Genomic DNA, 24555 nt, shown 5'->3' with positions numbered 1-24555 from the left:
TGGACAAATGGTTTCTGTACCTGTCTACTTTAGCCTATCGGCACTTCCAGCTACACACTTCAAAAGTGTGAGATGAGGAAAATGTTATGCACACGAAAAAACTCAGGTTGGAACAAAAACGTCCCAACCTGAGTGGTAAAAAGCTTGCGATGCAATTATGCAAGCAATGCGTCGACAAAGCCTTCGACTTCAAATGGCGCTAGATCATCTGCACCTTCGCCTAAGCCAACGAGCTTGACTGGAACACCAAGATCTTCTTGGACTTGGAACACGATGCCACCTTTCGCAGTGCCATCGAGCTTGGTGAGGACAACACCTGTAATTTTCACGACTTCGCTAAAGACTTTGGCTTGGTTCATGCCGTTTTGCCCGGTTGTGGCATCCAGGACTAACAAAACCTCATCAACTTCAGTCTTCTTCTCAACCACACGCTTGACCTTGCCAAGCTGATCCATCAAGTTTGTAGAATTATGCAAACGACCTGCGGTATCGATCACAACGACATCCGCGTGGTTGTCAACACCACGGGCAACTGCATCAAAGGCAACAGATGCAGGATCCGCGGCTTCTGGGCCACGAACTACCTCAGCGCCGACGCGACGTCCCCATGCTTCAAGCTGGTCAGCAGCAGCGGCACGGAAGGTATCTGCTGCACCAAGCAAAACTTTGTGTCCCATAGACACCAATACGCGCGCGAGCTTACCAGTGGTTGTTGTCTTGCCAGTGCCATTGACACCAACCATCAAAATCACTGCAGGTTTGCCCTGATATGGGATTGCCTTAATGGAACGATCAAGTTCTGGTTTACATGCTTCAATTAAGCAACGACGCAGCATTGCACGCGCTTCTGCTTCAGATGATACGCCTTCAACTGCAACGATCTCGCGCATCTGATCAACCACTTGCATGGTAATTTTGACACCCAGATCAGCTTGGATCAGGGTTGCTTCAATATCTTCCCAGGCGTCTTCATCCAGATCACCAGCAGATAAAATACCTAAGACTGATTGGCCAAAGACGTTATTGGAACGTGCCAAACGAGAACGCAACCTGCCGATACGTCCAGCAGCTGGAGCGATTTCATCGAGTTCATGTGCTGGCTGCGCTTGTGCAGCTTCTTCGGCAGCTGGTGCAGGAGTTTCCGCACGCGCGGTGCCTGCGCTTGCAGCGACGGCACCTGCCACAACTGCTGCTTCAACAACATGGTCTGGTTCGGCAGCATCTGGTTGATCATCAACAGCTGGTTCTGCAGCTTCTGGTGCTTCTGAGGTTTCTGCCGCTGCTGTGTCTGCATGTTCCGGCGTTTCAGGCTGAGCGACGACAGTTTCATCAGCTTGCTCAGCAGTTTCGGTTTCAGCAGATTCTTCAGCAGATGCTTCTGCCTCTTCAGCTATAGTTTCTGCTTCGTGAGACTCATCGGTGATCTCGTGGAATTCTTCAAGCTCACCAAATTGTTGTTCAATATGCTCAGCTAATGCTTCAGCTTCAGCCGATGCTTCCTCAGCATTCGCATCATCGGATTCGCGAGCATCGTCACGCTCAACATCTGTTTCATGTGAGCCATCATGCACAGTTGCCGCATCACTATCAATAATTGGTTCAACAACAGCTGGGGTTTCTGCCAAATTATAAAACTCTTCAGCTTGATCATCTGCTGGTGTTTGCTCATCCGCAGGCTCTTCTACGGCCTCATCTGCGGACTCAACGGCTGGTTCGTCAGCGACCTCATCTACGGTCTCAACGGCTGACTCAACTACTGCATCAACTGCCTCAACAGCTTCTACTTCAACCGCCTCGACAGCAGTCTCAACAGCAGCCTCAGCACTCACATCAGTAGTCTCGGCCGCTGCTGCAACATCAGCAACAACGCCTGCTGCGACAGCTGTCTGTGCGCCCAAATCACGAGCCTGAGTGGTGGCATCATTTGCGAGTTTCTGATCATTCCGCAGGACTGGTTCTTGAGTTTTTGCTGGTGCAAATTGAAAGCCGCTTTGAGCTTTATAATTACCAGATTTTTCTTCTTGGGTAAGTTCTTTTACTTCCTTTTTAGGTTCTTGCGAAAAGCTCACGGTCTTTTTCTTTTTCATCGTTAATCCAACGATTACGATGATGGCCAAGAGCGCAAGAACAATTAGTGCAGCAAGAACAGGAAAAGAGATAGTCATAGTTCTATCTTGGCAAATTTTGCTGCAAAGCACACTCTGGGCGCGAATTTATTGCAGAAAAACTTGCCAAACTACCCCTTAAGTTTTTCCTCGTCGCAGCCTAGCCTGTCGACGCTATACACCAAGCATCTCATTCCCACAACAACGACCTCCTTTCGTGCACAATACGATCAAGAAGGCCGTTGTCAGTTCTGAAGCGATGCTCCTCAAATATTACGCAATCCCTGGTTTCTTCAATGCCAAGATAATTGCTTCAGCTGCAACTAAGTCAGAGGTGACCAGATCTGGCACGATATCGGCAAGCTTGGCCCAGCCTTGTGTTGCAGCATCAAGTGTCTTCGAAGAAGAAATAATGCCATGAGCAGCCATTCGTGCAGCAAGCGCTAAGACGAGTGAGACGACTGGCGCTAATGCCCAAACGTTATCCTTATTATCTGTATCAACACCATCGAGCTTGTCGAACCGAATACGTGCTAAGGCATAAATTGTCTTATCCGTGCTGCGCAGGGTGCGTAATAAGGTCACTGCAGAAGCAATGAGTTGTTCTTCAGCAAGCAGCTTCTTTAATGCTTGTCGAGTATTAAACGCCTCAAATACCGCTAATAACCGGTTACCATCATCAAGCACAGCTCCTGGCACAATATTGCTGGAAGCAAAAAGCTGCTGCAAAATTGCTTGCTGCTGTGCTGGATCAAGACCTGCGATCATCACGGTTGAACGATCAATACACGCGGTATCTAACGTGGTATCACGACCAGTTTGCAGCACCTGAAGAACATTTTTACCAGCAAGGTCTTGTAGTTGTTGATAAATATCTTTTGCCAACGGGCGTTGTTCGGCAGTGATGCCATCTTCACCATAGAGCGTCGATAAGCTGCCGAGTAACTCCAGTGCCCCAATCCAAGCTGCTCGATGGTAGCTTTCGTCAGTATTCAGTGGAGCGTCGAACACGCAGCGTACTAAACCGGTTTCAATCACTCGTCCTGGCTGTTGATGCGATTTCACCAACGATTTGGAAAGACCGAGCAGCGCTTTGTTCGGATTAGCAGTAAAGACCGTGCGAACTGCCTGCAACGATTCTTCGCGACGCCCGCCGGCCGCCAACATATCCCAAAGCACCGGCATCACTGCTGGATCCGATGGAACTTCATCGGTTTGACCAGACATAAACGCACTTAAGGCACCAAGGGCGGTGTCTTGGCTACCGAAGAAGCCTGGTTGTTCAACCAGCAATGCCGCACTTCCCGGCGCGGCTGGGGTGCGCATCACGGTAAATGGGTCACGATCGTAGACTTGCACAACGAGGTTGCCAGCATTGACGAATGTTTCTGGCAAGACCACTGTGTTGTCGTGGACAACGAAATTATGCGCTGGTTCCCAAGGCGCGGTTGCAGGCCATACCCACACACCAACGTTGGTGGAATCGGTATGAATGTGCAGTTCGTTTTCTACCAATTCAACCGTTGCGGGTTCCGTGGTTGCAACATCGGCCAAGACAACTGAAATACGCTTGTCACTTGCAGGGTCAGTCCATTCAAACCGGACTTGGCCGCGTGGCAGCATATTTGTTGCAGAAATGAGCTTCGCTATTGGCGCAACAAACGTCGTGTCTGCATCGTTACTGATCAATTTTGCAGTTGCCACTGGCTGACCGTGATGATTGATCACCGAAATACGTGGATTTCCAAGCACACCAATACCACGAATGCGGATGAAGCCTGCTGGGTCTACGTTTCGTGGATGCACGGTCATGCGCGATGCTCGCCATGCTAATGGCTCAGTGAGCAACGGCATTTCAAAGGTTAAGCGTGGTGGGCTAAACCGTAGTGGTAGAGCGTCGCCTTCTTCGGTGCTAATAACAAAATCCACGCCAGATTCGGTTGGTTGTACCAATGGGTGTTTCGGTTCCACCTGAAATGGCTTCAGGCTCGGTTTCACAATCAACGTAGATTCAGATAAGCCACCACCTGAAGGGATACGGAATGATCCCGATAAACCAGCATAGGTAATGGTGGTACGGATACCTTCGACAATGGCGAACTCGTGGCGGAATGATTCATTGCGTGGCCCACGCATCCGCACAAGGTACTCGCCTACCCACGGAGCGTCATAGAGTTCAGGATCGAAGACTTCAAAAATGCCGCCTTCTGCTGGTACCTCCAATGGTTCAGGCTGGATGACTTCTTCACCTGCAGTACCAGCACCTGCATACGAGGAAATGGCTAAGTGCCAAATTTCACTCGCCCCTGAAGGCGTTGGTGGAAATTCTGCGAGCAGTGACTGAGAGTGAACTTTTAACCCTCCCATGGTTGTCACACCTGCGACTGCATCATCTGGAGTTCGGAACATTACGCGCGCACGTGGATCTACCGAACGTGTGCGCCCAAGATCAATATGCTGGCCATTTGGCACGCTGTCAAACGAATCAATACCTTCGAGGGTTACTTCGTGCAAGGTCCAGCCGTTCCAGCCTTCAATTTCATAAGAATTGGTTGGGTGGATTTGGCGATTATGGACAGCGTCGTAAAGCGTGTGTTCAGCTGGAGTGAGCACACGTAAACGTTGGTGGTGCAAGGAGCGTTTGTCGGTGACCGAGCCGCCGCGCTTGTTAAAGAGCAACACAGGATCGTCTGCATGCACGACTGGCACTGTCCAGGTGATGCCGTTAGCAAGATCTTCTACTGTGACTTCGCGAACTGGGTGGTCCAGTGCAATATCGAGCGGCTCTGCAAAACCGGTCACATCACCCCAGCTACGCGCGGTGCGATAGACGGTGGTTGAACCTTCCAAACTGACTCGCCACGTAATTTCGCCGGTTACTGGCACTTTTTGCTCTGGAAGGCGCAAATATACTTTGCCACGATCTGCTTGGAATACCACGCGTGGACGCAGCTCACGATTTGCCACGCCAACAGCTGCTTGCCTATCGACGGTGCCAACTGGGCGCTCACGTAGTTCAGCAACAATTGCCTCTGCAAGAGCTGGTGGCAGCTGTGGGCTTAAGTGGCTATGGGAACGATCAACCCAGGACTGTGGATGTGCCAGCGAAAACTCGCGCAAGGCGGCAACGCCTGCTAACAGTTCTGCTCCATGTTCAGGCAGTTGCTGGACTAAACCCGCAAGATACTCAGGCAATTGTTCAGCAGTGCCATCATGTTGATCATAGGATTCGAGCAACAGCGGTACTTCGTTGGCAATAATGCCCGAGTGATAGGCCAGCGCGGTAACTGCGTCAGTGTCGAATACGGCAAGGCCAAGCTGTTGGCACATGCTTGAGAGATGCTCATCAAGATAGGTGGTGAGCGCTGCTTGCAGTCGCTCATCTGTATCTAACCCAAGACCAGAGAGATAATCCGAGGCAAAGCACTCTGGATCAACCAAGTGGTGGGCGCGACGCACTAACGTTACAAGCGCCATGGCAGGACTAATTGCTAACAGTGCATCGAGAGTGGAACCAGCGGCAATCTGGCGAGCAAGGAAAATACCGTAGAATTTTTCAATTTTTTCCCACTCGTCACTTGCAATTCCAAGTTCAGCCACCAAGGTGAGCGATTCAAGTTTTTGTTGCAACTCCACGTCATAGTGGGAAGCCCACCCCAGAAGTGAATCAGTTGGATCTGCGATGGGGTGAACAGTGTCACTCATGAAAAATACGTTTCCTTCCTTAACTATAAAATCTCAAGTTTTTTGCGATTCATACAGCTTAAGACTAATGATCAACACTTTGGCTATGGTCGCTCAAACAGTGACACACAGCAGCCAAACTCGTACTGCCCAAAACTGAAACACTACGAGTTCTGCGTAGTTTTCTCAACTTAGCACCAAGCATGCATCAACGACGCGCAGCTAAATTGCAGGGTATTTCAGTAAAGATGCATGCCGAAGGAGCTTAAAATCACACTAGGGTTAAAATTGCGGTACGTCAGTGGCGATTAAGAGACATATCATGGAGCTTCTCGCTGGCATAGAAATGCCAACGCTGCAGTTGTGCATGCGCGCAGCACGGTTGCAGCACATGAGCACGGTTGTCGGCGCATGCAGCATGGGGTTGTATGTGCGCAGGCACGCTTGTTGGAATGCACTCTCGCGTCAGTTTGTTATGCCCAACTCGTAGGCCTACGTCGCCTCTGTATGAGCGTTCGCAGGATTCATGCGTTGCGAAATCACCTTCGTAATACCGTCTCCTTGCATGGTCACGCCATATAAGACATTGGCAATATCCATCGTTGGCTTTTGGTGTGTAATCACAATTAATTGTGATTCCTCGCGCAGCTGCTCAAATAATGCAATTAAGCGACGCAAGTTCACATCATCAAGAGCTGCTTCGACCTCGTCCATAACATAAAACGGCGACGGACGCGCTCTGAAAATCGCAACTAACATGGCCAAAGCCGTTAAAGATTTCTCACCACCAGAAAGCAGCGACAATCGCTTGACTCGTTTCCCAGGCGGACGCGCTTCAACTTCAATTCCTGTTGCAAGCATGTCATCTGGCTCAGTTAATACCAGCTTGGCTTCACCACCAGGGAACAATGTTGCAAAGACCTTCGGAAATTCCTTCGCAACATCGGCATACGCATCAGTAAACAGCTGCAAAATATGTGCATCCACATCTTCAATCACACCAGCTAAATCTTTCCGAGCCTGTTGCACATCATCAAGCTGCGTTGCCAAAAACTGGTAGCGTTCCTCTAATGCCTTGTACTCCTCTAAGGCCAACGGATTGACTTTGCCTAGCCGATTCAAAGCCTTTTCTGCTGCACTAACCTCCGCATATGCTGCCTGTTGATCAAAATCCGCGGCAGGTTCGTAATCACGCAAAATATCCGCCGCTGGAACTTTCAGCGTCTCACTTGCAACAAGTTGTGCTTGCTCAAACCGAACAGCAGCTTCTTGTTCTTGTAATTCATTGGCATGCTTGCGTTGCTCATTAGTTGCCACCTGATGCTGCAGTTGTTGCATCTGGCTGCGAGTTTGCTCCAAGAGTCGTTGAATCTCAACTCGTTGTTGCTTCGTAGCATCACGTTGCTGTGTCGCAGTTGCTAATGCCACTGTTGCACGTTCGAGTACATTTTCTGTGAGTTCAGCAATCGTTGCCGCAAGTGCTTGTTGTGCCCGCCTGCGTTGCATCAACTGGTCATGACGTTGTCGAGCTTGTAATTCATGCGTTGCTTGACGACGTAGCCCAGCGGCTTTACCCGAAAGGTTCTGAATATCGCTTTGTAAACTTCGCAGTTGCAAACGCGCTTCAACTTCCATTGCTTGTACCTGGGCTAATTGTTGTTGTGCCAGGTCTCGCTGCTGCGATGAAACTGGTTGAGTATCAGCATCATCGTCATAATCTTCAACCAGTGCAACGCGAGCAGAAGTTTCTTCCAGTTTTGACCGCAACTGTTCCAATCGTTGTGCAGTCATAACTGCTTGTTGGGTGACACTTTGATGCTGCTGTGACACTTGCGCAACTGTTTGCTTGGCGCGTTGAACTTCTGCGCGAACTTGGCGAAGTTGCACTTGGTGCTCATTTTTTGCAGCTGTGGCACTTGCTGCCGTCACACGTAAGGTATCTGCACTGGTTCGTGCACCTTCAAACGTTCCAATGATTTCATCAAGGGCTGCTTGTGCCGATTGCAATTCTTCCGTTGCCGCAGTAATCGCACCTTGGGTTTCAATGCTCGTTTTCGTTCCTGGCGTTCCCAGAATATACCAGCCTTCACCTGCCATTTCTCCATCAACCGTGACAGCTTTCAACCGTGGATCTTCCTCCACAACAGCACGTGCGGTGGCAAGATCTTTGGCCACCACAACATCTGCTAATAAACGCGACAATGCTTGTTGATACGCAGGTTCGATCCGAACGACGTCGAGAAGCCAGTATGTTTGTGCTGGTAACGTCGCACTGACATGCCAAGGCTTGGCCGCTGGTTGCGGGTACAACACAATTTCACGATCAGCACCAATATGATCTAAGTTGCTTGGTGTTGGCAGTTCACCAACGAGCGCATGCTGGAAATGCCCTAATGCGGTTGCCAGTGCCAATTCTATGCCGGCATCCGGGTGAATCACAGTAGCAATATCTGCAAACGTCGTGTTCAACGCCGTGGCCAAACTTCCCTTTGGGATCGTCATGGTAGCACGCAGCGTTTCAATTCGAGACTCTAACCGCGAAACTTCTTTTTCGCCTTCTCGCTGCTGCTGACGCAATTGCTCTAAACGTGCTTCGGCGGCTTTCGATTCCGCCTGAGCTTGGGTGAAGCGCTCTTGAATCGAAATTTCTTGTTCTTCTAACACCTGCGCGCGAGCCTGCACATCTTGTAAGTGCTGTTCAGCTTCTACCAAACGCTCATAACTTTGGTTGATCACCGCATCATACCGCTCAACCTCGTCTTCTGCAGCGCGCAATTGGCTCCGCTCGGATTCCTGCTGCGCTACTAATCTCACAATGCCTTCGCGACGATCCGCTACTGCTCGTACTTGGGCAAGATGTGCGGCATCGGCAGCTTGCAGTTCTTCGGCAGCAACCTCAACTTGCTCTTGTAGGGCTTCCAATCGATGTTCAGCAATATCATGTTCAGTTTGCAGCGCCTGAAACTCTGCTTCAGCACGCACCGCAAGTTGTTCTAAATGCTCCGGATCCGGACCCGAATACGGAGTAATACTCACCGAGGCTTGACGATCTTTCGCAATACGCAATGTCGCCGACATCCGCTCAACCAAACTCGAAAGATCAAACCACAACTGCTGAGCTTTTTCTGCTGCCGGCAATGCGGTAGCCAAATTGGCTTCATACTCAGCCAATTGCGCGGCAACCTGCTCAGCTTGTGCCACAGCAGCCGCATGATCTGTGGCACTGACCAACGTTGCTGCATGCGCCTGCTGCAAACGCGTCGCAAGCGTATGCAATTCAAAACCAGCAACTTTTAACCTTGCATCACGTAATTCAGCTTGCACAGTGGCAGCTTTTTTCGCCGCCTGCGCTTGCCTGGCAAGTGGTTTGAGTTGGCGTTGCAACTCATTGGTAAGATCCGTCAGACGATCAAGATTGACCTGCATATTGGCCAATTTTCGCTGCGCTTTTTCTTTACGGCGTCGATGTTTTAATACGCCTGCAGCTTCTTCAATAAACGCACGACGATCTTCTGGTCGTGCTTCTAGAATTTGCGCAAGCCGACCTTGTCCGACAATAACGTGCATCTCACGGCCGATGCCAGAATCGGAAAGTAATTCTTGAATATCCATCAACCGGGCTTTTGTGCCGTTGATTTCATATTCGCTGGCCCCGTCGCGAAACATGCGCCTAGTGACAGAAACTTCGGAATAGGCGATATCTAGGGCACCATCGGCATTATCAATTGTTAAGGTAACTTCGGCGCGCCCTAATGGTTTGCGATCGCCAGCGCCTGCGAAAATTACGTCTTCCATTTTGCCGCCGCGCAGAGTTTTCGCACCCTGCTCGCCCATGACCCACGCAAGAGCATCGACGACATTGGATTTACCAGAACCGTTTGGGCCAACGACGGCACAAATACCAGGCTCAAATTTCAGTGTCGTCGCGGAAGCAAAAGACTTAAAGCCTTTTAATGTCAGCGACTTCAAATACATTATTGTGAGTCTAGCAGAAACTTATCTCACAATCGTACGATTTTTCTACCTTCACCCCACTGCTGATATCGCTGCCTTCACAAAAGATGTACGGTGGCCGATCGGCGTGGGCAGCGTGCACAGAGCAGGTTTAGTGGCGAATGGAAAAGTCACTGACACCTTTAGGCTCCTGATAAAGTTCCACCACAGTTTTCACTCGTGCTGTTGCAGGACCACATGCTAATCGACGCTTCAACTCAGCAAGATCAACACGCGTGCCTTCGGCAACTACACATACACGACCATCGCGGAGGTTTTTCACCCAGCCGGAAAGATGTAATTCTTTTGCCTGGCAATATGTCCACCAGCGAAATCCCACACCTTGAACTTCACCGTGAATCCACGCTGTCATACGAATAATCTGCATGTTCCAAATCGAATCTCGTAGTTCCTACCGTAGACGACAACCTCGGATACGACACGAATCGTATCCGAGGTTTTTAAGAAAAATATCGTTCAACTGTGAAGACTAGACTTCACGGATGATCTGGCCACCGCGCCGGGTGACAGCATCAGAGCCATCCCAGCATTCGATGTTCTTTATTTCCGGAAGCATATCGCGGTGGAAGATTGGATCCAAGCCCTTGACCTTTTGCTGGTCGTAGTTCTTCAGCAGCTTCACTGCCACACCACCAAGTGGGATGATCGCAACGAGGTTGATCAAAACCATCAATGCTGCGAAGGTATCACCCAGTGCCCAGACAACTGGAACAGAGCCGATTGCACCGAAGAATACGAAGCCCATAACCACGAGACGGAAGATATTTAAGACGACCTTGGATTCGGTAAAGAACTCCAAGTTTGCTTGTGCCAAGTAGTAGTTACCGATCACAGAAGAGAACGCCAAGAAGAATACGATGATGGTCACGAAGTGAATACCCCATTCACCAATGGTGTTTGCCAATGCTACTTGGGTTAATGCAGCGCCTTGTACGTTGCCGTCGAGAGTTGTGATGTCAGTACCGAGCAAAATGATAAACGCGGTAATTGAGCAGACCAACAGGGTATCGAAGTACACGCCCAAGGTCTGTACCAAACCTTGCTTAACTGGGTGAGAGACAGTTGCGGTTGCAGCAGCGTTTGGTGCAGAACCTTGACCTGCTTCGTTCGAGAACAGACCGCGGCGCATACCGTTGGTAAATGCCATACCGATGGTTGCACCTGCTACTTCTTGCAGACCAAATGCATGTTTGAGAATCAGTGCGATCATGCCTGGAACTTCGGTGATGTTCATAATGACCACGATCACGCCGACGACTAAGTACAGCAATGCCATAAATGGAACGATCACTTGGGTGAAGTTAGCGATACGCTTCACACCACCGAAAATGATCAGGCCAGTAATAACTGCAAGAACTGCACCCACACCGGCACGGAACAAACCGTCGTTTTCGCCAATGGTGATACCTAATGAGGTACCAAATGCTTCGACGATAGAGTTCGACTGGATAGCGTTGTAGACGAAACCGAAAGTGAAGGTAATTGCGACTGCGAAGATCACGGCAAGCCAGCGCGCATTTAAGCCTTTTGTGAGGTAATACGCTGGACCGCCACGATAGGTGCCATCACCTTCACGAGTTTTCCAAAGCTGCGCCAAGGTAGACTCTACGAATGCGGTTGCGCCACCGAGTAATGCAATGACCCACATCCAGAACACCGCACCTGGGCCACCTAACGTAATTGCCACAGCAACACCAGCGACGTTACCAGTACCAACACGAGAAGCTGCAGAGATAGTAAAGGCCTTGAACGATGAAATGCCTTCATCGTCAGCCTTTGTCATACCTTCTGGGCGTCGATCGCGCACAGAATGGAACATTTCAGGGATCATGCGAACCTGAACAACCAATGTACGTACTGCAAAATAGAGACCAGCACCAATGAGAAGGTATGGGATTACCTTCCAAATCTCACCATTTACAAGACCAATATATTTTTCGAAAACGTCCATGTTCTGGAATGCTACAGTTTCAAAGAACTTTAGGAAACTTATTTTTACGTCTGACTACAGGCCCACTACCCGCAGCATTGCTGCGTAGCGCACACAAAAACCTAAGATTGTAATCATTCTGAAATAATTGTCGAAATCATAATTAATGCAACTCTAAACATTGCCCGAAATAAAGACAATTATTGCATGTAATGGATTTTTTATATCGTATTTTATAGCCAAAGCACATCTCGAGTCGTCACAATTATAGGAAACAGTGTCTTAGCTGTTCTTTTCGCAACACTAAAGACGATTATTTCAACTACTCCCCTCGTCCATCCCCGATTGTAACCATACAAAAGTATGAGATATTGAATTTCTATAGAGCAATCAAAATAAACTTCCGTGACGCGACGCACGGGTAGAAAAATGCCAAAAATAACTATTTGGTCACAAATATCGGATGTGTGTGCGGATGTACATCAATCTTCAAAACGTGTCCCATCTCACATGCTATGTATGGAATAGACTTGCCTTCTCACGCAAGAAAGTCTTAACGTTTCCGCTGACATTTTGGACAATAATGGCTTGAGCGCTGTGCAATTTTCTTCCGCGCGATACTATACCCACATCGCTGACAAGGCTTGGCAGTTTGCCCATATGCTTGTAACGACACTGCGAAATAGCCAGATTCGCCATTGACATTCACATAGAGTTGATCAAAACTCGTCCCACCTTGTGCCAACGCAGCTTGCATCACAGCTTGGCCAGCTTCTAACAAATTGCAAAGTTTCCGCGTCGATAAGCTGCTGGCAACTGTTTGTGGATGAATCTTTGCTTGCCACAACATTTCATCGGCATAGATATTGCCAATGCCACTGACAATGCTTTGATCTAGTAACAATGGCTTAATCGCAGCCGATCGTGATTTGAATGCTGCAATGCAGCGGGCAAGATCGAGATCTGGATCTAACAAATCCCGCGCAATATGCACGATACTTTCCGGCACTCTGCCATGTGGAGTATCAACTAACGTATCAACGCGCCAATAGCCAAACGTGCGCTGATCAACGAACCAAAGCTCAGCAGCGTGATCAAGTTCGGCTTGAATCCGAGCGTGACGATAGCTGGGATGGGATTGATCAGCGCCTAATGGTTGCATTAGCATTTGCCCGCTCATACCAAGATGCACCACAATGCAAGCATCTGGCGTAATGGAATCGGCAAGTTCAAGCCACAAAAACTTTCCACGGCGTTGCACATCGCTGACATGCGCACCGATAGCTGTGACTCGTAGCTGCTCGGCACCTGCTAGGTTATGGCGCACTGCACGTGGGTGATGCACACGAAGCTCAGTGAACTGGTGCTGTTTGAGGTGCGTGAGCAGTCCGCGCCGAACAACTTCTACTTCTGGGAGTTCTGGCATTGCTGCAGATTTTGGCGCACGGAAATATCATTGAGCGATTGCAACGACTGCTTCGCGGCAGCTTGTTCGGCAAATTTCTTCGAAGATCCTTGCCCTGTGCCAAGCAATGTGTCATAGACCGTGACTGTGGCTGTGAAGAGTTTTTCATGCTCCGGGCCAACACTGGTTGCATCATATTGCGCCATTGGAAGCTTGTATTCTGCCAAGCGCTCTTGCAAGCTGGTTTTCCAGTCTTGGTAGCGGCCAACTGCTGCGGCAGTTTGAATCTTTTTATCGAACAATCGCAAAATTACATCGCGTGCAGTTTCATAATTGGACGATAGGAAAATTGCGCCGAATAATGCTTCCATTGTATCGGCCAGGATCGAATCTTTATCCTGACCATTGGTAAGCATCTCGCCTTTACCAAGCATGATGTGCTCGCCAAGGGAAATTTCTCGCGCAGTATCAGCAAGGGCATATCGCGAAACAATGCTGGCACGCATCTTCGAAATCACACTTTCAGGGTGCGTTGGATAATGCTGATACAGCTTGGTGGAAATCGAAAGCCCGAGTACAGAATCCCCTAAGAATTCCAGACGTTCGTTATTAGGAAGATGACCATGCTCATTGGCAAACGAGCGGTGTGAAAGTGCAAGTTTGAGAAGGTCTTCTGGAATATCTACCCCAAAAACATCGAGTAATGGCTGGTGATCAACAGCATGAAACCGCTGATCTAAAATCTCTTCATTACTTAATTTTGGTTTCTTGCTCATAGAAATTTCTCCAAACCAGCCCATCTCGGATCAACGCGCTGTTCTTCCATTTCTTCAACGACACCATCAGGAGCTGGAACATCACCCTCGTCGCAGCCGTTTTCACACACTGGGTTAAATGGTAGCGTCACGCCAGCCTCATCGATGATAGCTTGCAGCATATCGACGCTATCACCGTGCACCAATGGGATCTCTTCTTCTTCGCTGGCTGCTTCGTCACCGGTAATAAAATCTTCACTCAACGCAAAAACCTGGGTGGCTGCAATTGTGGCAGGCTGGTGCAACGGTGCCAAACAGCGAACACACTGGCCACTGAGTTCTGCTGAAACTTCAACAGTCACCATAAGGCCTTCACCAAGTGGTACAAGCTGCGCATCAACTGAAACTTCTTGCCCTTCGGCAATTCCAATCATTGCCGGACCAATGCGCGTTGGGCTTGGACCAGTTTGATTCAAAAACGCAGGAGAATTGCTGCGAATAACGGCATTAATATCAAAAATAAATGGAGACTGTGTGTTCATCGTGTTCGTATCCTACTCTGTTCCAACGGTAATGGTGAAATACACCAATACCGTTTGTCTGTGCCTCATTGTACACACCATAGTGCTCACGAGTGGAAGTATGAGCTTTACAGGAAATCTCTACTAGCTGCGATAACGCTCTCATCTATCTCAACAACGATAGCCAAGATCACCTGCTACATACCGCATCGCATAGCAGTGCAGCATTCAATCAGTATCCGTACCAAGATACCTAAGCTCGACAGCTACGCAATATATGGGGATCGCAGCCTACAGCAAGCATGCCTCCGCAGTGTTTCTGAATATATCAGTACGTTGAATATAAGGCCTGATAAACAGTATTAGCATCGTTGTACAACACTCGTATTGTGCAACGATGCTATACAAAGAGCCAGGTATACTCCTACTGCGCTGACCAACTAGATTATGAGGAGTAATGAGCAAATAATCTTGAGAGAGACATCGATCATTTATCGCTGGGTCTCTTGTATACCCAGCAAAAGCCAGCCGAGAGCGTTCATGCTTGCATCTGCACCATGAATCTTTTGTATCCAGGCAGCTATTCTGCCTGGATACAGTTGTGCGAATGACGCTGATTCTCTGAGTAAATAGTACGTTTATGCGTCGTAGCGGCGTTGTTGTGCACCAGCACCGTGACGCAGTGCGCTGCGATCGCGAGTAACGGTACGCAAGGTTTCTGTCAAGCTGTCTTCAAATTCTTTCAGTTTAGTATCAACGAATACATCACATTCTTTGCGCAGGCGGTCAGAATCAGCGTGTGCAGCATCAACAATCCGGTGTGCCTCTTCATTTGCGCGACGTACTAACTCGGCTTCGCTGACCAAACGAGCTTGCTCGGCAAGGCCTTCGTCGACGGCACGTTGATACTGTTCATGGCCATTTTCAACTAAACGCTTAGCTTCAGCATTCGCGCGCGCCACGGTAGTATCAGCATCGTGTCGAGCACGATCCACAATGGCAACTGCATCATCTTGAGCCTTTGCAACCGTGCTACTAGCGCGATCTGTTGCATCTTTGATCATTATGTCTGCATCGCGATGAGCAGTGGAAACTAAGTGCTCAGATTCAGCCGTGGCATGCGCAACTTGTTCCTGTGCTTGTTGTTCAGCAGTGCGAATAATCTCATCACGCTGATCAAGAACGTCTTGCGCATCATCGACTTCGATTGGAAGCGCATTGCGCAGATCGTCAAGGAGGGCGAGAACCTCATGGCGTGGAACCATGCAGTTCTGTGTCATTGGAACGCCATAGGCTTGGTCAACAATGTTTACGAGTTCATCGAGGCATTCAAATACGCGATACATAATTTCAATATACCTAAAAAGCATCTCACGCTGACGCGCAACGACGACGCTAAGTCTAAAAAATCTCGCACTGAAACTGATACAACCGCATCTAGGAAGGGATCAATAATCGTACTGAGGGTTCATTATGATTCTGATTCCGCACTCCACACATCTTCGTAGCACCACCACTACCCAGGCACCACCACACGCGTCGCAAAGCTACGGCCACCGACACCGCACGCGTACGCAACATCCGGCACCACCACACGCGTCGCAAAGCATTCTAAGCTCGCATATAGCAGCACAAAAGGCTGTGTGACGAAGTTAGAATCTTCGACGCACAGCCTTGTTGAGGTGTCAGAACTACTGACGGTTAGACAATGCCTTGTGCCAACATTGCATCTGCGACTTTCTTAAAGCCTGCGATATTTGCACCGATAACGTAGTCACCTTCGTAGCCATACTCACGAGCTGTCTTCTCACAGGTACGGAAGATCGTACGCATGATGTTGTGCAGGCGCTCGTCGGTGTATTCGAAGGTCCAAGACTCACGAGATGCGTTCTGCTGCATTTCCAGTGCGGAAGTTGCCACGCCGCCAGCATTTGCAGCCTTACCAGGTGCAAAGTGCACGCCGGTCTCGCGGTACACTTCAATTGCATCTGCGGTGGAAGGCATATTTGCACCTTCAACAACGAACTTACAGCCGTTTGCAGCAAGGGTACGGGCATGCTCACCGTTGAGTTCGTTTTGGGTTGCGCAAGGAAGTGCCACATCGCACTTAAGATCCCAGATGGAACCTTCAGAGTGGAAAGTTGCGCCTTCAACTTCGTCAACGTACACAGACACGCGCTCGCGACGAACTTCCTTGATGTCTTTGAGCTTTTCTACATCGACACCATTTGGAGTATGAACCCAACCGGAGGAATCAGAGAAGCCGATAACAGTTGCGCCCAGTTCCTGAGCCTTTTCAATTGCATAGATTGCAACGTTGCCGGAACCCGAAACAACAACCTTCGAGCCCTTCAGCTCTGCATTGTGATGCTTCATCATCTCTTCAACGAAATAAACAGCACCATAGCCGGTTGCTTCGGTACGAACTAAGGAGCCACCCCAGGTCAGGCCCTTACCAGTCAAGACGCCAGATTCGTGCTGGTTTGCCATACGACGATACATACCGAACAGGTAACCAATCTCGCGGCTACCAACGCCGATGTCGCCAGCTGGTACGTCGCGATACTCGCCAATGTGGCGGTGCAGCTCAGCCATGAAGGACTGGCAGAAACGCATGATTTCAGCATCAGAACGACCCTTTGGATCAAAGTCAGAGCCGCCCTTGCCGCCACCGATTGGCTGACCGGTCAAAGAGTTCTTGAAGATCTGCTCGAAACCGAGGAATTTGATAATGCCTAAGTTCACGGATGGATGGAAGCGCAGGCCACCTTTGTATGGGCCAAGTGCGGAGTTGAACTGCACGCGGAAGCCACGGTTCACCTGGACAACGCCGTTGTCATCAACCCAAGGAACACGAAAGATGATCTGTCGCTCTGGCTCACACAAACGCTGAATAAGGCCATAGTCTGCGTAGTGAGAATCTTTCTTCAAAACAATCTTCAAAGAATCCATGACCTCAGCAACTGCTTGGTGAAATTCTGGTTCACCGGCATTACGGCGCACCAGCGCTTCGTAGTAACCGTCAACAATGGTATCAATATCAGACATGAGAGTCCTTCCATGAGGTATGTATGAGTCTTGCAACAAGAAGATATCTGTTTTCAACTGTGAAGCACTCATAATGTAATACAGTCATTAATTCTACACCTCTATAGAAATTATTTTCTACTTGGCTATAGAATTTCACACACAGTTTTCCAATATCCCCTGTTCAGAACAATTATATTCATTTCAAAAATGTGTTGCCAAGTGCGATTCCTCACGCTCGTTTCTATAGTTTTATAGAAACTTTGACACTACCCCACCCGCAAATCAGTCAGGCATTGTTCTCAAGTTCCATCCATACCACTACCGGCCGCACCACTACCGGCCACACATCTCCCCCATCACACATCAACATCTGCCATACCGCTAGAACATGCTAGCTTGACGACGCTTCACACACGCCCCTTCACACACAAAACTCTGGATCAATTCCCAACAGATACAGCAAGCGCAGTCTCATGCACCGGAGATATTCTCCAACACTGCATCGTACGCATAGACACCTCTGAATCCTTGCACGCAGTCGCTAATAATCCACCTAAGTAAACGTTTGCGTGTTAGCATGTGACAGATCTCTAGCAGCAACACCATCAAGAATTGATCTCCAACGGCTTGTCTTTTCGCTGCATCTTTTAAGGTTTAGAAAGAATACTAGTTATGAGCATTTCCATCCTGATTGCACCAGATTCCTTCAAAGGCACTGTTTCTGCTAGTCAAGCGGCAACCTTGCTCCAGGCAGGCATGCAAGAAGTCTTTGCTGCTGCAGACGTCAAGATCAACTACATGCTACAACCACTTGCCGATGGTGGCGAAGGAACAGCTGCACTATTTCACGGTGAACGCATCTCATTACCAACTACAAACGCCAATGGTCGTCTCATCGAGGCAAGCTATATCTACGATGCAGCAACCACCACCGCCTATATCGATGTAGCTGCGGCATCCGGATTACCACTGATTGCTCCAGATGATCGTCGCGCACTCTTTGCAGATACTTACGGCACTGGCGTGTTAATCGCGGATGCGCAGACACGCGGCGCTACACGAATCGTCTTAGGATTAGGTGGCAGCGCTACCACTGACGCAGGTACTGGCATTTTAGTTGCGCTGGGGGCAACACCGCTCGATGCACACGGGCATCCTGTGGCCCAAGGCGGGCAAGGGTTAGCATCAATTGCCAGCATTGATACTGCTCAATTAAATATTCCGGCAGCGGGCGTGGAATGGGTGCTTCTCACTGATATCCGTAATCCTGCAACAGGTCCACACGGTAGTGCTACTGTCTACGGGCCACAAAAAGGGGCGACTCCAGAAGAAATCGAAATTCTCGATCGCGGTTTAGCGCACTTTAGTAGCCTTGTCGACATCGATCCAACGATTCCTGGCATGGGCGCTGCAGGCGGTGTTGCATTAAGCATTACCTGGCTCTCAAAGCTGCTCTACACTACCACCGAACACGTGCATATTTTGCCAGGCATCCATGTCATCGCTGATGCCGTTGAACTTGACCAGCAAATTGCCGCAGCCGATATCGTCATCACCGGCGAAGGCCGCTTTGATGAGCAATCGCTGCACGGAAAAGTCGTCGGTGAAGTATTACGCCGCGCAACTGCGACAACGAACTATATTGTTGCAGGTCAGTTTGTTACCACACCACCTGGCAATCACCAGTGCATCACGCTTTGCGACGCTGACCCTGAAGTACAATTTCACGAAGCCGGCAAAGCCATCGCCACAAGCATTCTTAGCCGCTAACTGCAAAAGGTTACGGACGCACCGCAACACTCCATGGGAATGTTGCAGGTACTTCATAACGCTGCTCCTCCATAGTTTCGATTGCGGAGTTCGGCAGTGTCGCTGGTGGAGTCAAAATACGCGCATACAGCATGGCAAGTTGATTCACCGAAGCTTTTGGCTCCACCACCTCGATTACTATCCGTGCTGGCAGCAATTGTTCCAGCGGATACACGCCATGATGGGCAAGCAAAGTTTCGTCATCATCGGCGGCATCAAATGCGTCTTCATGCTCACTGCGATATGACTGTTGCAGTTGCTGCACAACTTCGCCTGGAAACTGTGGGCTTTGCTCTAACGTTACTTCCAGTTTTGCTGCGTGAGCATCGCGTAGTAACAAAGTAGTCAATGCATCAAAACGCTGTTGGACAAGCGTGTGGGCAACACTTGGGGCAAGAAAGTCAAAAGTGATAAAAGCCATAGTCGCCATTATAGAACCATACCCTAGCTTTATTCCTCCTTCCTTAGGTATCACACAAGCGGTGGCCGATAACTGTCAATTTCACAACTTTTGTCAGGCATCACAAGCGCACTGATGGTTTGGCTATTACACTGAAATCATGAACTCAATGGCTGCACGCATCAATCCGATTCAAATTATGGCAGACGGTACTGTCAAACAACTCAATCCTTTTTCTGGTACCGAAGTATGGACTGTACCAGGACGCGGGAATCGGCCATTAGAAAACCCAAGCGCCGATACCAGCCCACTTTCTGCTGAAGAACATCATAATTACTGTGCGTTCTGTGCTGATCGACATCTCGAAACACCACCAGAAAAGGCACGTGTATGTGCCGACCAGCACTGTCAAACAGTGTCACGTGTAGCATTTGACCAGGTTGAAAATAGTCCAGCTGATTTTCGTCGCGTCTCCAATTTATTCGAAATTGTGACTTACGAATACTGGAAAGCAAATTACGGTTTCCACATGGATGCTGTAGCACAAGCTCATATGGATACTTATCTTGCAGATCCGCGCGGAAAAGAACACGTCTTGCGCACGATTCGAACCAAACGGAAAGCTGCCGGTTTGGATGTTGATATTCCAGAATCTGAGTTACTGGCACAAGCTGAAGGTTTTTTTGGCGGCGGGCACGATCTTATTATTGGTCGGCGTCATTTCACTGATGATGCAACTACACATGCCGATTTAGCTTCAGCCGGTACATTAACGCCAGATGAACACTATGCATTAACGAAGTTCACAGTGGAAACCACACTTGATCTCTATGAACGTAATCCATATGCCTCATATGTTGCGGTGTTTCAAAACTGGCTCAAACCAGCTGGTGCTTCTTTTGATCATCTGCATAAACAACTTGTCGCCATTGACGAGCGCGGACATCATGCAGATATTGAAATTCAAAAATTGCGCATGAATCCGAATATGTATAACGAGTGGGCAGTGAATTACGCAGCTTCTCGTAATTTAATCATTGCGGAAAACGACTACGCTATTGCATTTGCCGGTTTCGGTCACCGATATCCAACTCTGGAGGTATTTTCTAAGTCGGCCACCCCAGAGCCTTGGAACCAAAGCGCCGAGGAGATTCGTGGCATGAGTGATCTGGTACATGCGTGCCATGCCGCAGCTGGTCCACAGATTCCATGCAATGAAGAATGGCATCACAAGCCAATCGATCTTGATATTCCAATGCCATGGCGCATTATGATCAAGTGGCGCGTGTCTACGTTGGCTGGGTTTGAAGGTGGCACCAAGGTGTATCTCAACACTATTAGCCCGTGGCAATTACGTGATAAGGTGGTCAGCCGCTTGTTTACGTTACGCGCTGAGCAAAAAATTGCGAACATTCGTATCGCTGAAGAATGCAGCATCAAGCGCAATTGCTTGCTCTACAATCCTGTCTTACACACACGCTAACTTCTAGGTTTGCGAACAGTACGCTAAGCGCCTTATTTTATTAAACACCCTGTGCTGCGCTATAGAACTGCTCCCCTCCCTATATTCGGTATCTGGTTTCTCAGTCCAACTCATGGGGACTCGTTCAACATGCCACAGGGTGTTTATTTGTAGCTAGAACATAAAAAGGTGTACCTGCCGTATCTGACAGGTACACCTTTTGTGTGCTGTATTTCGCAGCTATGTCATAACTTACTTGTTACGACGACGGCTCCGACCAAGAACCGCGCCACCTGCTGCAGCCATAGCTGCACCAAGCAGACCCAGCAGGCCAACATTGGCACCGGTATTCGCCAATGCACCATTAGCCTCGTGCTTTGCAATTCCCTTTACAGGAGCCGCAGGAGCTGCAGGAGCAGCTTCATGCTTTGCGATTCCCTTCACAGGAGCAGCTGGTGCTGCTGGAGCCGCAGGAGCTGCAGGAGCAGGTCCTACTGGCGATGGCAGTACTGGCGTTGCTGTAGAAGATCCACCGTTGTGAATCAGACCAGCGATACCACCGATGATCCCGGCAGTAACTGCGCCACCGACGATCAGTGGAACCAGTGACTCAGGTGAGCTGGACAAACCTGGCTTTGGCTTCTCATTTACCGTCGGTACGTAGAAACCAGCAGCTGCGTTTTGGAACTGATCCTTCAGCGTGATCTTCAGCGGTACTGTCGTACCAACGAAACCAGCAGCTGGAATGAACTTGATCTGAACAGTGATCTTGCCGTTCTCATCTGGTTCAGACACACCTGTGATCTCATAGGTACCAACCTGCTTGGTTGGATCATTCTTATCGAAGGCAGCCAACTTACCAATTGCATCAAGCTGATCCAATGGATATGCCTGATCATTGATGTAGATTGTCGTCACATCAAACTTCACGCCAGGAGCACCCGGAGTAAAGACAACTTCACCAGTCTGTGGTTCGTCAACAAGACCCGTGGAAGTATCCGTGCCTGGCATTGGCTTATCGCTATTTGCCGTTGGATTCACTGCCTTGACGACCGGCTGATACAAACCAGCCACTGGTACACCAGCGTTGTCGAGTACACGAACCATAACTGGTTTTGGTGTACCAACGAAGTTACCTTCTGGAACGAAGGTCACAACACCAGTGTTTGGATCGATGGTGTAAGTACCCACCTTGTTGCCATCGTTATCAACAGCATCAAGTTTATCAACCAAGTTTCCTTCGGAATCTACCAGGTGAGCTGGGTTGTCTTCAGAAACTGTTACAACAGAATCATCAGAGTTCTTAAACTCAACTGTTCCATTTTGCGACGCACCCTGGATGCCTTCTGATGTAGCGTTCTTTGCCGCATTAGATGGCTTCAGCGGTGTAATCGTAGGCGCGTAGGTAGCAGTTGCGGTATTACCGTACTGGTCAGAGACCTGAACAGTTGCTGGAGCAACAGGACCTGAATATGCAACGTCTTCTGGTGTGTACGTCACAACACCAGTGACACCGTCAACCGAGTACCGGCCGAGAACCTTGCCGTTTTCGCCAAGAACCTCGTAGAAATCGACTGGCTGCTTGGTAGCTGGGTCGATCAACTTCGCTGGGTGTTCAGCCAGATTGAACGTCAGGTTCGGATCATCGTTACGGAAGGTGACCGTACCAGTTTGCGTCTGACCTGCAATACCTGTGGAGGTTGCAGATGTCGAGACCAGGTTGGAATCCTTCACGACTGCCTTAAATACAGCCGTTGCTGGAATACCGTCCGGATCATTGATCTGAACAACGGCATCTGGAGCCTTTCCAACAAACGTATCGACAGGTTGGAAGGTAACCGTGCCAGTCAGTGGATCAACTGTATAAGTACCGACGTTCTCAACGGTGTAGCTCTCAACCAAGTTGCCGTCCAGATCTACCAACTTCGCAGGATTATCCGCAGATGGGGTTATATCCTGTGGAGTAGTTGGATTCAGTGGATCGACGCCTGTCTTAAACGTTGGCGTGCCAGACTGTGGCTGACCTTGCGAACCAGTTTGTTCCACAGGGGTACCAACTGGAGTCTTCGCAAGAACACGCGGACGATACGTTGCGGTTGCAAGCGTGCCGTTAGCATCCTTCGCACCAATTACTGCTGGAACCGGAGTACCAGTAAACGTTGGGATTGGCGAGAAGGTCACAACACCAGTGGTTGGATCCATACGGTAGGTACCAATAACGTTACCGTCTTTATCCTTTGCATTGATCTCAAGTACAGGCGTTGTTGGATGCTGAGTTGGGTTTTCAGGATCCATGAATGACAGGGTATCGGTCTGAATTGGAACTGTTGGATCACCTTCAGTGAATTCAACAGTTGCAGTTTGATCCTTACCTTGAGTACCCAAAGAATCCACATTGTCGCCACGTGGGGTGACCTTTTCGATCACTGGGGTGACAGTCGCACGAACCTTGGTACCGTTAGAGTCCACTGCTTCAACCTGCAGTGCAGGTACCACACCGCTGAAGTCTTTTTCAGGTGTGAAGGTAACCTTACCGGTGTCATCAATGGTGTAGACACCAATCTTCTTACCATCTTTAACGACCTCAATTGGATCACGAGTCAAAGCACCAGTAGTTGGGTCGACCATCTTAGTCTGTGTTGGATCAACGGTAACTGGATCCGAGTTTTCCAATACACCATCTGGAGTAAATACTGGCGTCAATTCAACAGGGCTGCCTTGTGGGCTGGTACCTGTGACATCTTCACCAGAGAGATTCACACCAATGATCGTTGGGCTGAAGACGGCACGAACAGCAACATTATCGGCATTCTTAATCTCAACTGTTGCTGGAGTCGGGCTGCCAACATAGCTTGGATCCTTTGGAGTGAATGTAACTTCACCCGTTGCCGAATCAATGGTGTAGGTACCGACTTCAACACCGCCATCAAATGCTGGTGCTTCAGGGACACGTTCACCTGCATTATTGATCAACGCAGGCTTGTGCGTATCTGGCAACGCTGCAATATCAATTGGCGTGCCGTTTTCCGTGAAGGTTGGAGTACCCTTTGGCTTCGTACCTTGGCTGACAGTCTGGCTTGCATTATTACCCACCAAATCAGCTGCAGTGATTTCTGGCTGATACTTTGCACGTGCTGGAGTGTTGTTTTCGTCACGAGCTTCGACCAGAACGCCAGGAGGCGTACCAACGAAGCTAGTGTTCTCAGGATTTGGAGTAAAGGTTACAACACCATTTTCAATGGTATACGTACCAATTGCCACACCCTTAGCATCATTGACAACAACCGGCTGATCTGTAGCCACACCAGTAGTCGGATCAATCAACTTAGCCTTCGTCGCATCAATTGTGACCGTTGGATCACCAGGCGTAAACGTTGGTGTTCCCTGCTGCGTCTTACCCTGTGGTCCTGTGGATTCTGCAGGCGTTGCAGTAGGAGTCA

Annotated in this window: 14 protein-coding genes; 2 read left to right on the top strand and 12 right to left on the bottom strand. The window is 49.2% G+C overall.

The window, feature by feature from the left end; all coding sequences use genetic code 11:
• Positions 1-155 precede the first annotated feature (155 nt).
• The 10 genes from ftsY to gdhA form a co-directional block, all read right to left on the bottom strand.
• Positions 156-2165 (bottom strand): signal recognition particle-docking protein FtsY, encoded by a 2010-nt coding sequence (ftsY, locus tag NXS99_RS07870; RefSeq protein WP_259288123.1) that lies wholly within the window; start codon positions 2163-2165, stop codon positions 156-158.
• Between the two features lie 213 nt (positions 2166-2378).
• A complete protein-coding gene (locus tag NXS99_RS07865; RefSeq protein WP_259288122.1) occupies positions 2379-5810 on the bottom strand; it encodes a hypothetical protein in 3432 nt (1143 codons plus the stop codon).
• A 471-nt stretch (positions 5811-6281) separates the two neighbouring features.
• Complete coding sequence (gene smc, locus NXS99_RS07860) at positions 6282-9764, bottom strand: chromosome segregation protein SMC (RefSeq protein ID WP_259288121.1); 3483 nt, start codon at positions 9762-9764, stop codon at positions 6282-6284.
• Positions 9765-9894: 130 nt separating this feature from the next.
• The gene (locus tag NXS99_RS07855) at positions 9895-10170 is read right to left on the bottom strand and encodes an acylphosphatase (RefSeq protein ID WP_259288120.1); all 276 of its coding nucleotides are present in this window, start codon (positions 10168-10170) and stop codon (positions 9895-9897) included.
• Between the two features lie 102 nt (positions 10171-10272).
• Positions 10273-11754 carry a sodium:alanine symporter family protein gene (locus NXS99_RS07850; protein ID WP_259288119.1) on the bottom strand — a complete coding sequence of 494 codons (1482 nt, stop codon included), beginning with the start codon at positions 11752-11754 and terminating at the stop codon, positions 10273-10275.
• A 532-nt stretch (positions 11755-12286) separates the two neighbouring features.
• A complete protein-coding gene (gene mutM / locus NXS99_RS07845; protein ID WP_259288118.1) occupies positions 12287-13159 on the bottom strand; it encodes a bifunctional DNA-formamidopyrimidine glycosylase/DNA-(apurinic or apyrimidinic site) lyase in 873 nt (290 codons plus the stop codon).
• Positions 13138-13914 carry a ribonuclease III gene (gene rnc / locus NXS99_RS07840; RefSeq protein WP_259288117.1) on the bottom strand — a complete coding sequence of 259 codons (777 nt, stop codon included), beginning with the start codon at positions 13912-13914 and terminating at the stop codon, positions 13138-13140. Before rnc ends, mutM begins: the two co-directional genes overlap by 22 nt.
• Entirely contained in the window at positions 13911-14435 is a 525-nt protein-coding gene (locus NXS99_RS07835; RefSeq protein ID WP_259288116.1) for a DUF177 domain-containing protein, read from the bottom strand. The genes rnc and NXS99_RS07835 overlap by 4 nt, the downstream gene beginning before the upstream one ends.
• Positions 14436-15052: 617 nt before the next feature.
• The gene (locus tag NXS99_RS07830) at positions 15053-15760 is read right to left on the bottom strand and encodes a DivIVA domain-containing protein (protein ID WP_259288115.1); all 708 of its coding nucleotides are present in this window, start codon (positions 15758-15760) and stop codon (positions 15053-15055) included.
• A gap of 355 nt (positions 15761-16115) precedes the next feature.
• Positions 16116-17462 carry an NADP-specific glutamate dehydrogenase gene (gene gdhA, locus NXS99_RS07825; protein WP_259288114.1) on the bottom strand — a complete coding sequence of 449 codons (1347 nt, stop codon included), beginning with the start codon at positions 17460-17462 and terminating at the stop codon, positions 16116-16118.
• A 654-nt stretch (positions 17463-18116) separates the two neighbouring features.
• Between gdhA and NXS99_RS07820 the strand changes: the two genes are divergently transcribed.
• A complete protein-coding gene (locus NXS99_RS07820) occupies positions 18117-19214 on the top strand; it encodes a glycerate kinase (RefSeq protein WP_259288113.1) in 1098 nt (365 codons plus the stop codon).
• A 10-nt stretch (positions 19215-19224) separates the two neighbouring features.
• Here the strand turns inward: NXS99_RS07820 and NXS99_RS07815 are convergent, their stop codons facing one another.
• Complete coding sequence (locus NXS99_RS07815; protein WP_259288112.1) at positions 19225-19674, bottom strand: hypothetical protein; 450 nt, start codon at positions 19672-19674, stop codon at positions 19225-19227.
• Positions 19675-19813: 139 nt separating this feature from the next.
• Between NXS99_RS07815 and NXS99_RS07810 the strand changes: the two genes are divergently transcribed.
• A complete protein-coding gene (locus NXS99_RS07810; RefSeq protein WP_259288111.1) occupies positions 19814-21136 on the top strand; it encodes a DUF4921 family protein in 1323 nt (440 codons plus the stop codon).
• Between the two features lie 231 nt (positions 21137-21367).
• Here the strand turns inward: NXS99_RS07810 and NXS99_RS07805 are convergent.
• The coding region (locus NXS99_RS07805; protein WP_259288110.1) for an LPXTG cell wall anchor domain-containing protein at positions 21368-24555 on the bottom strand (3188 nt) is incomplete at its 5' end.

The organism is Corynebacterium sp. HS2168-gen11, from assembly GCF_024834075.1.
GTDB lineage: Bacteria > Actinomycetota > Actinomycetes > Mycobacteriales > Mycobacteriaceae > Corynebacterium.
Note: the sequence above shows the minus strand (reverse complement) of the source record. Positions and strands in the feature narration are given on the sequence as shown.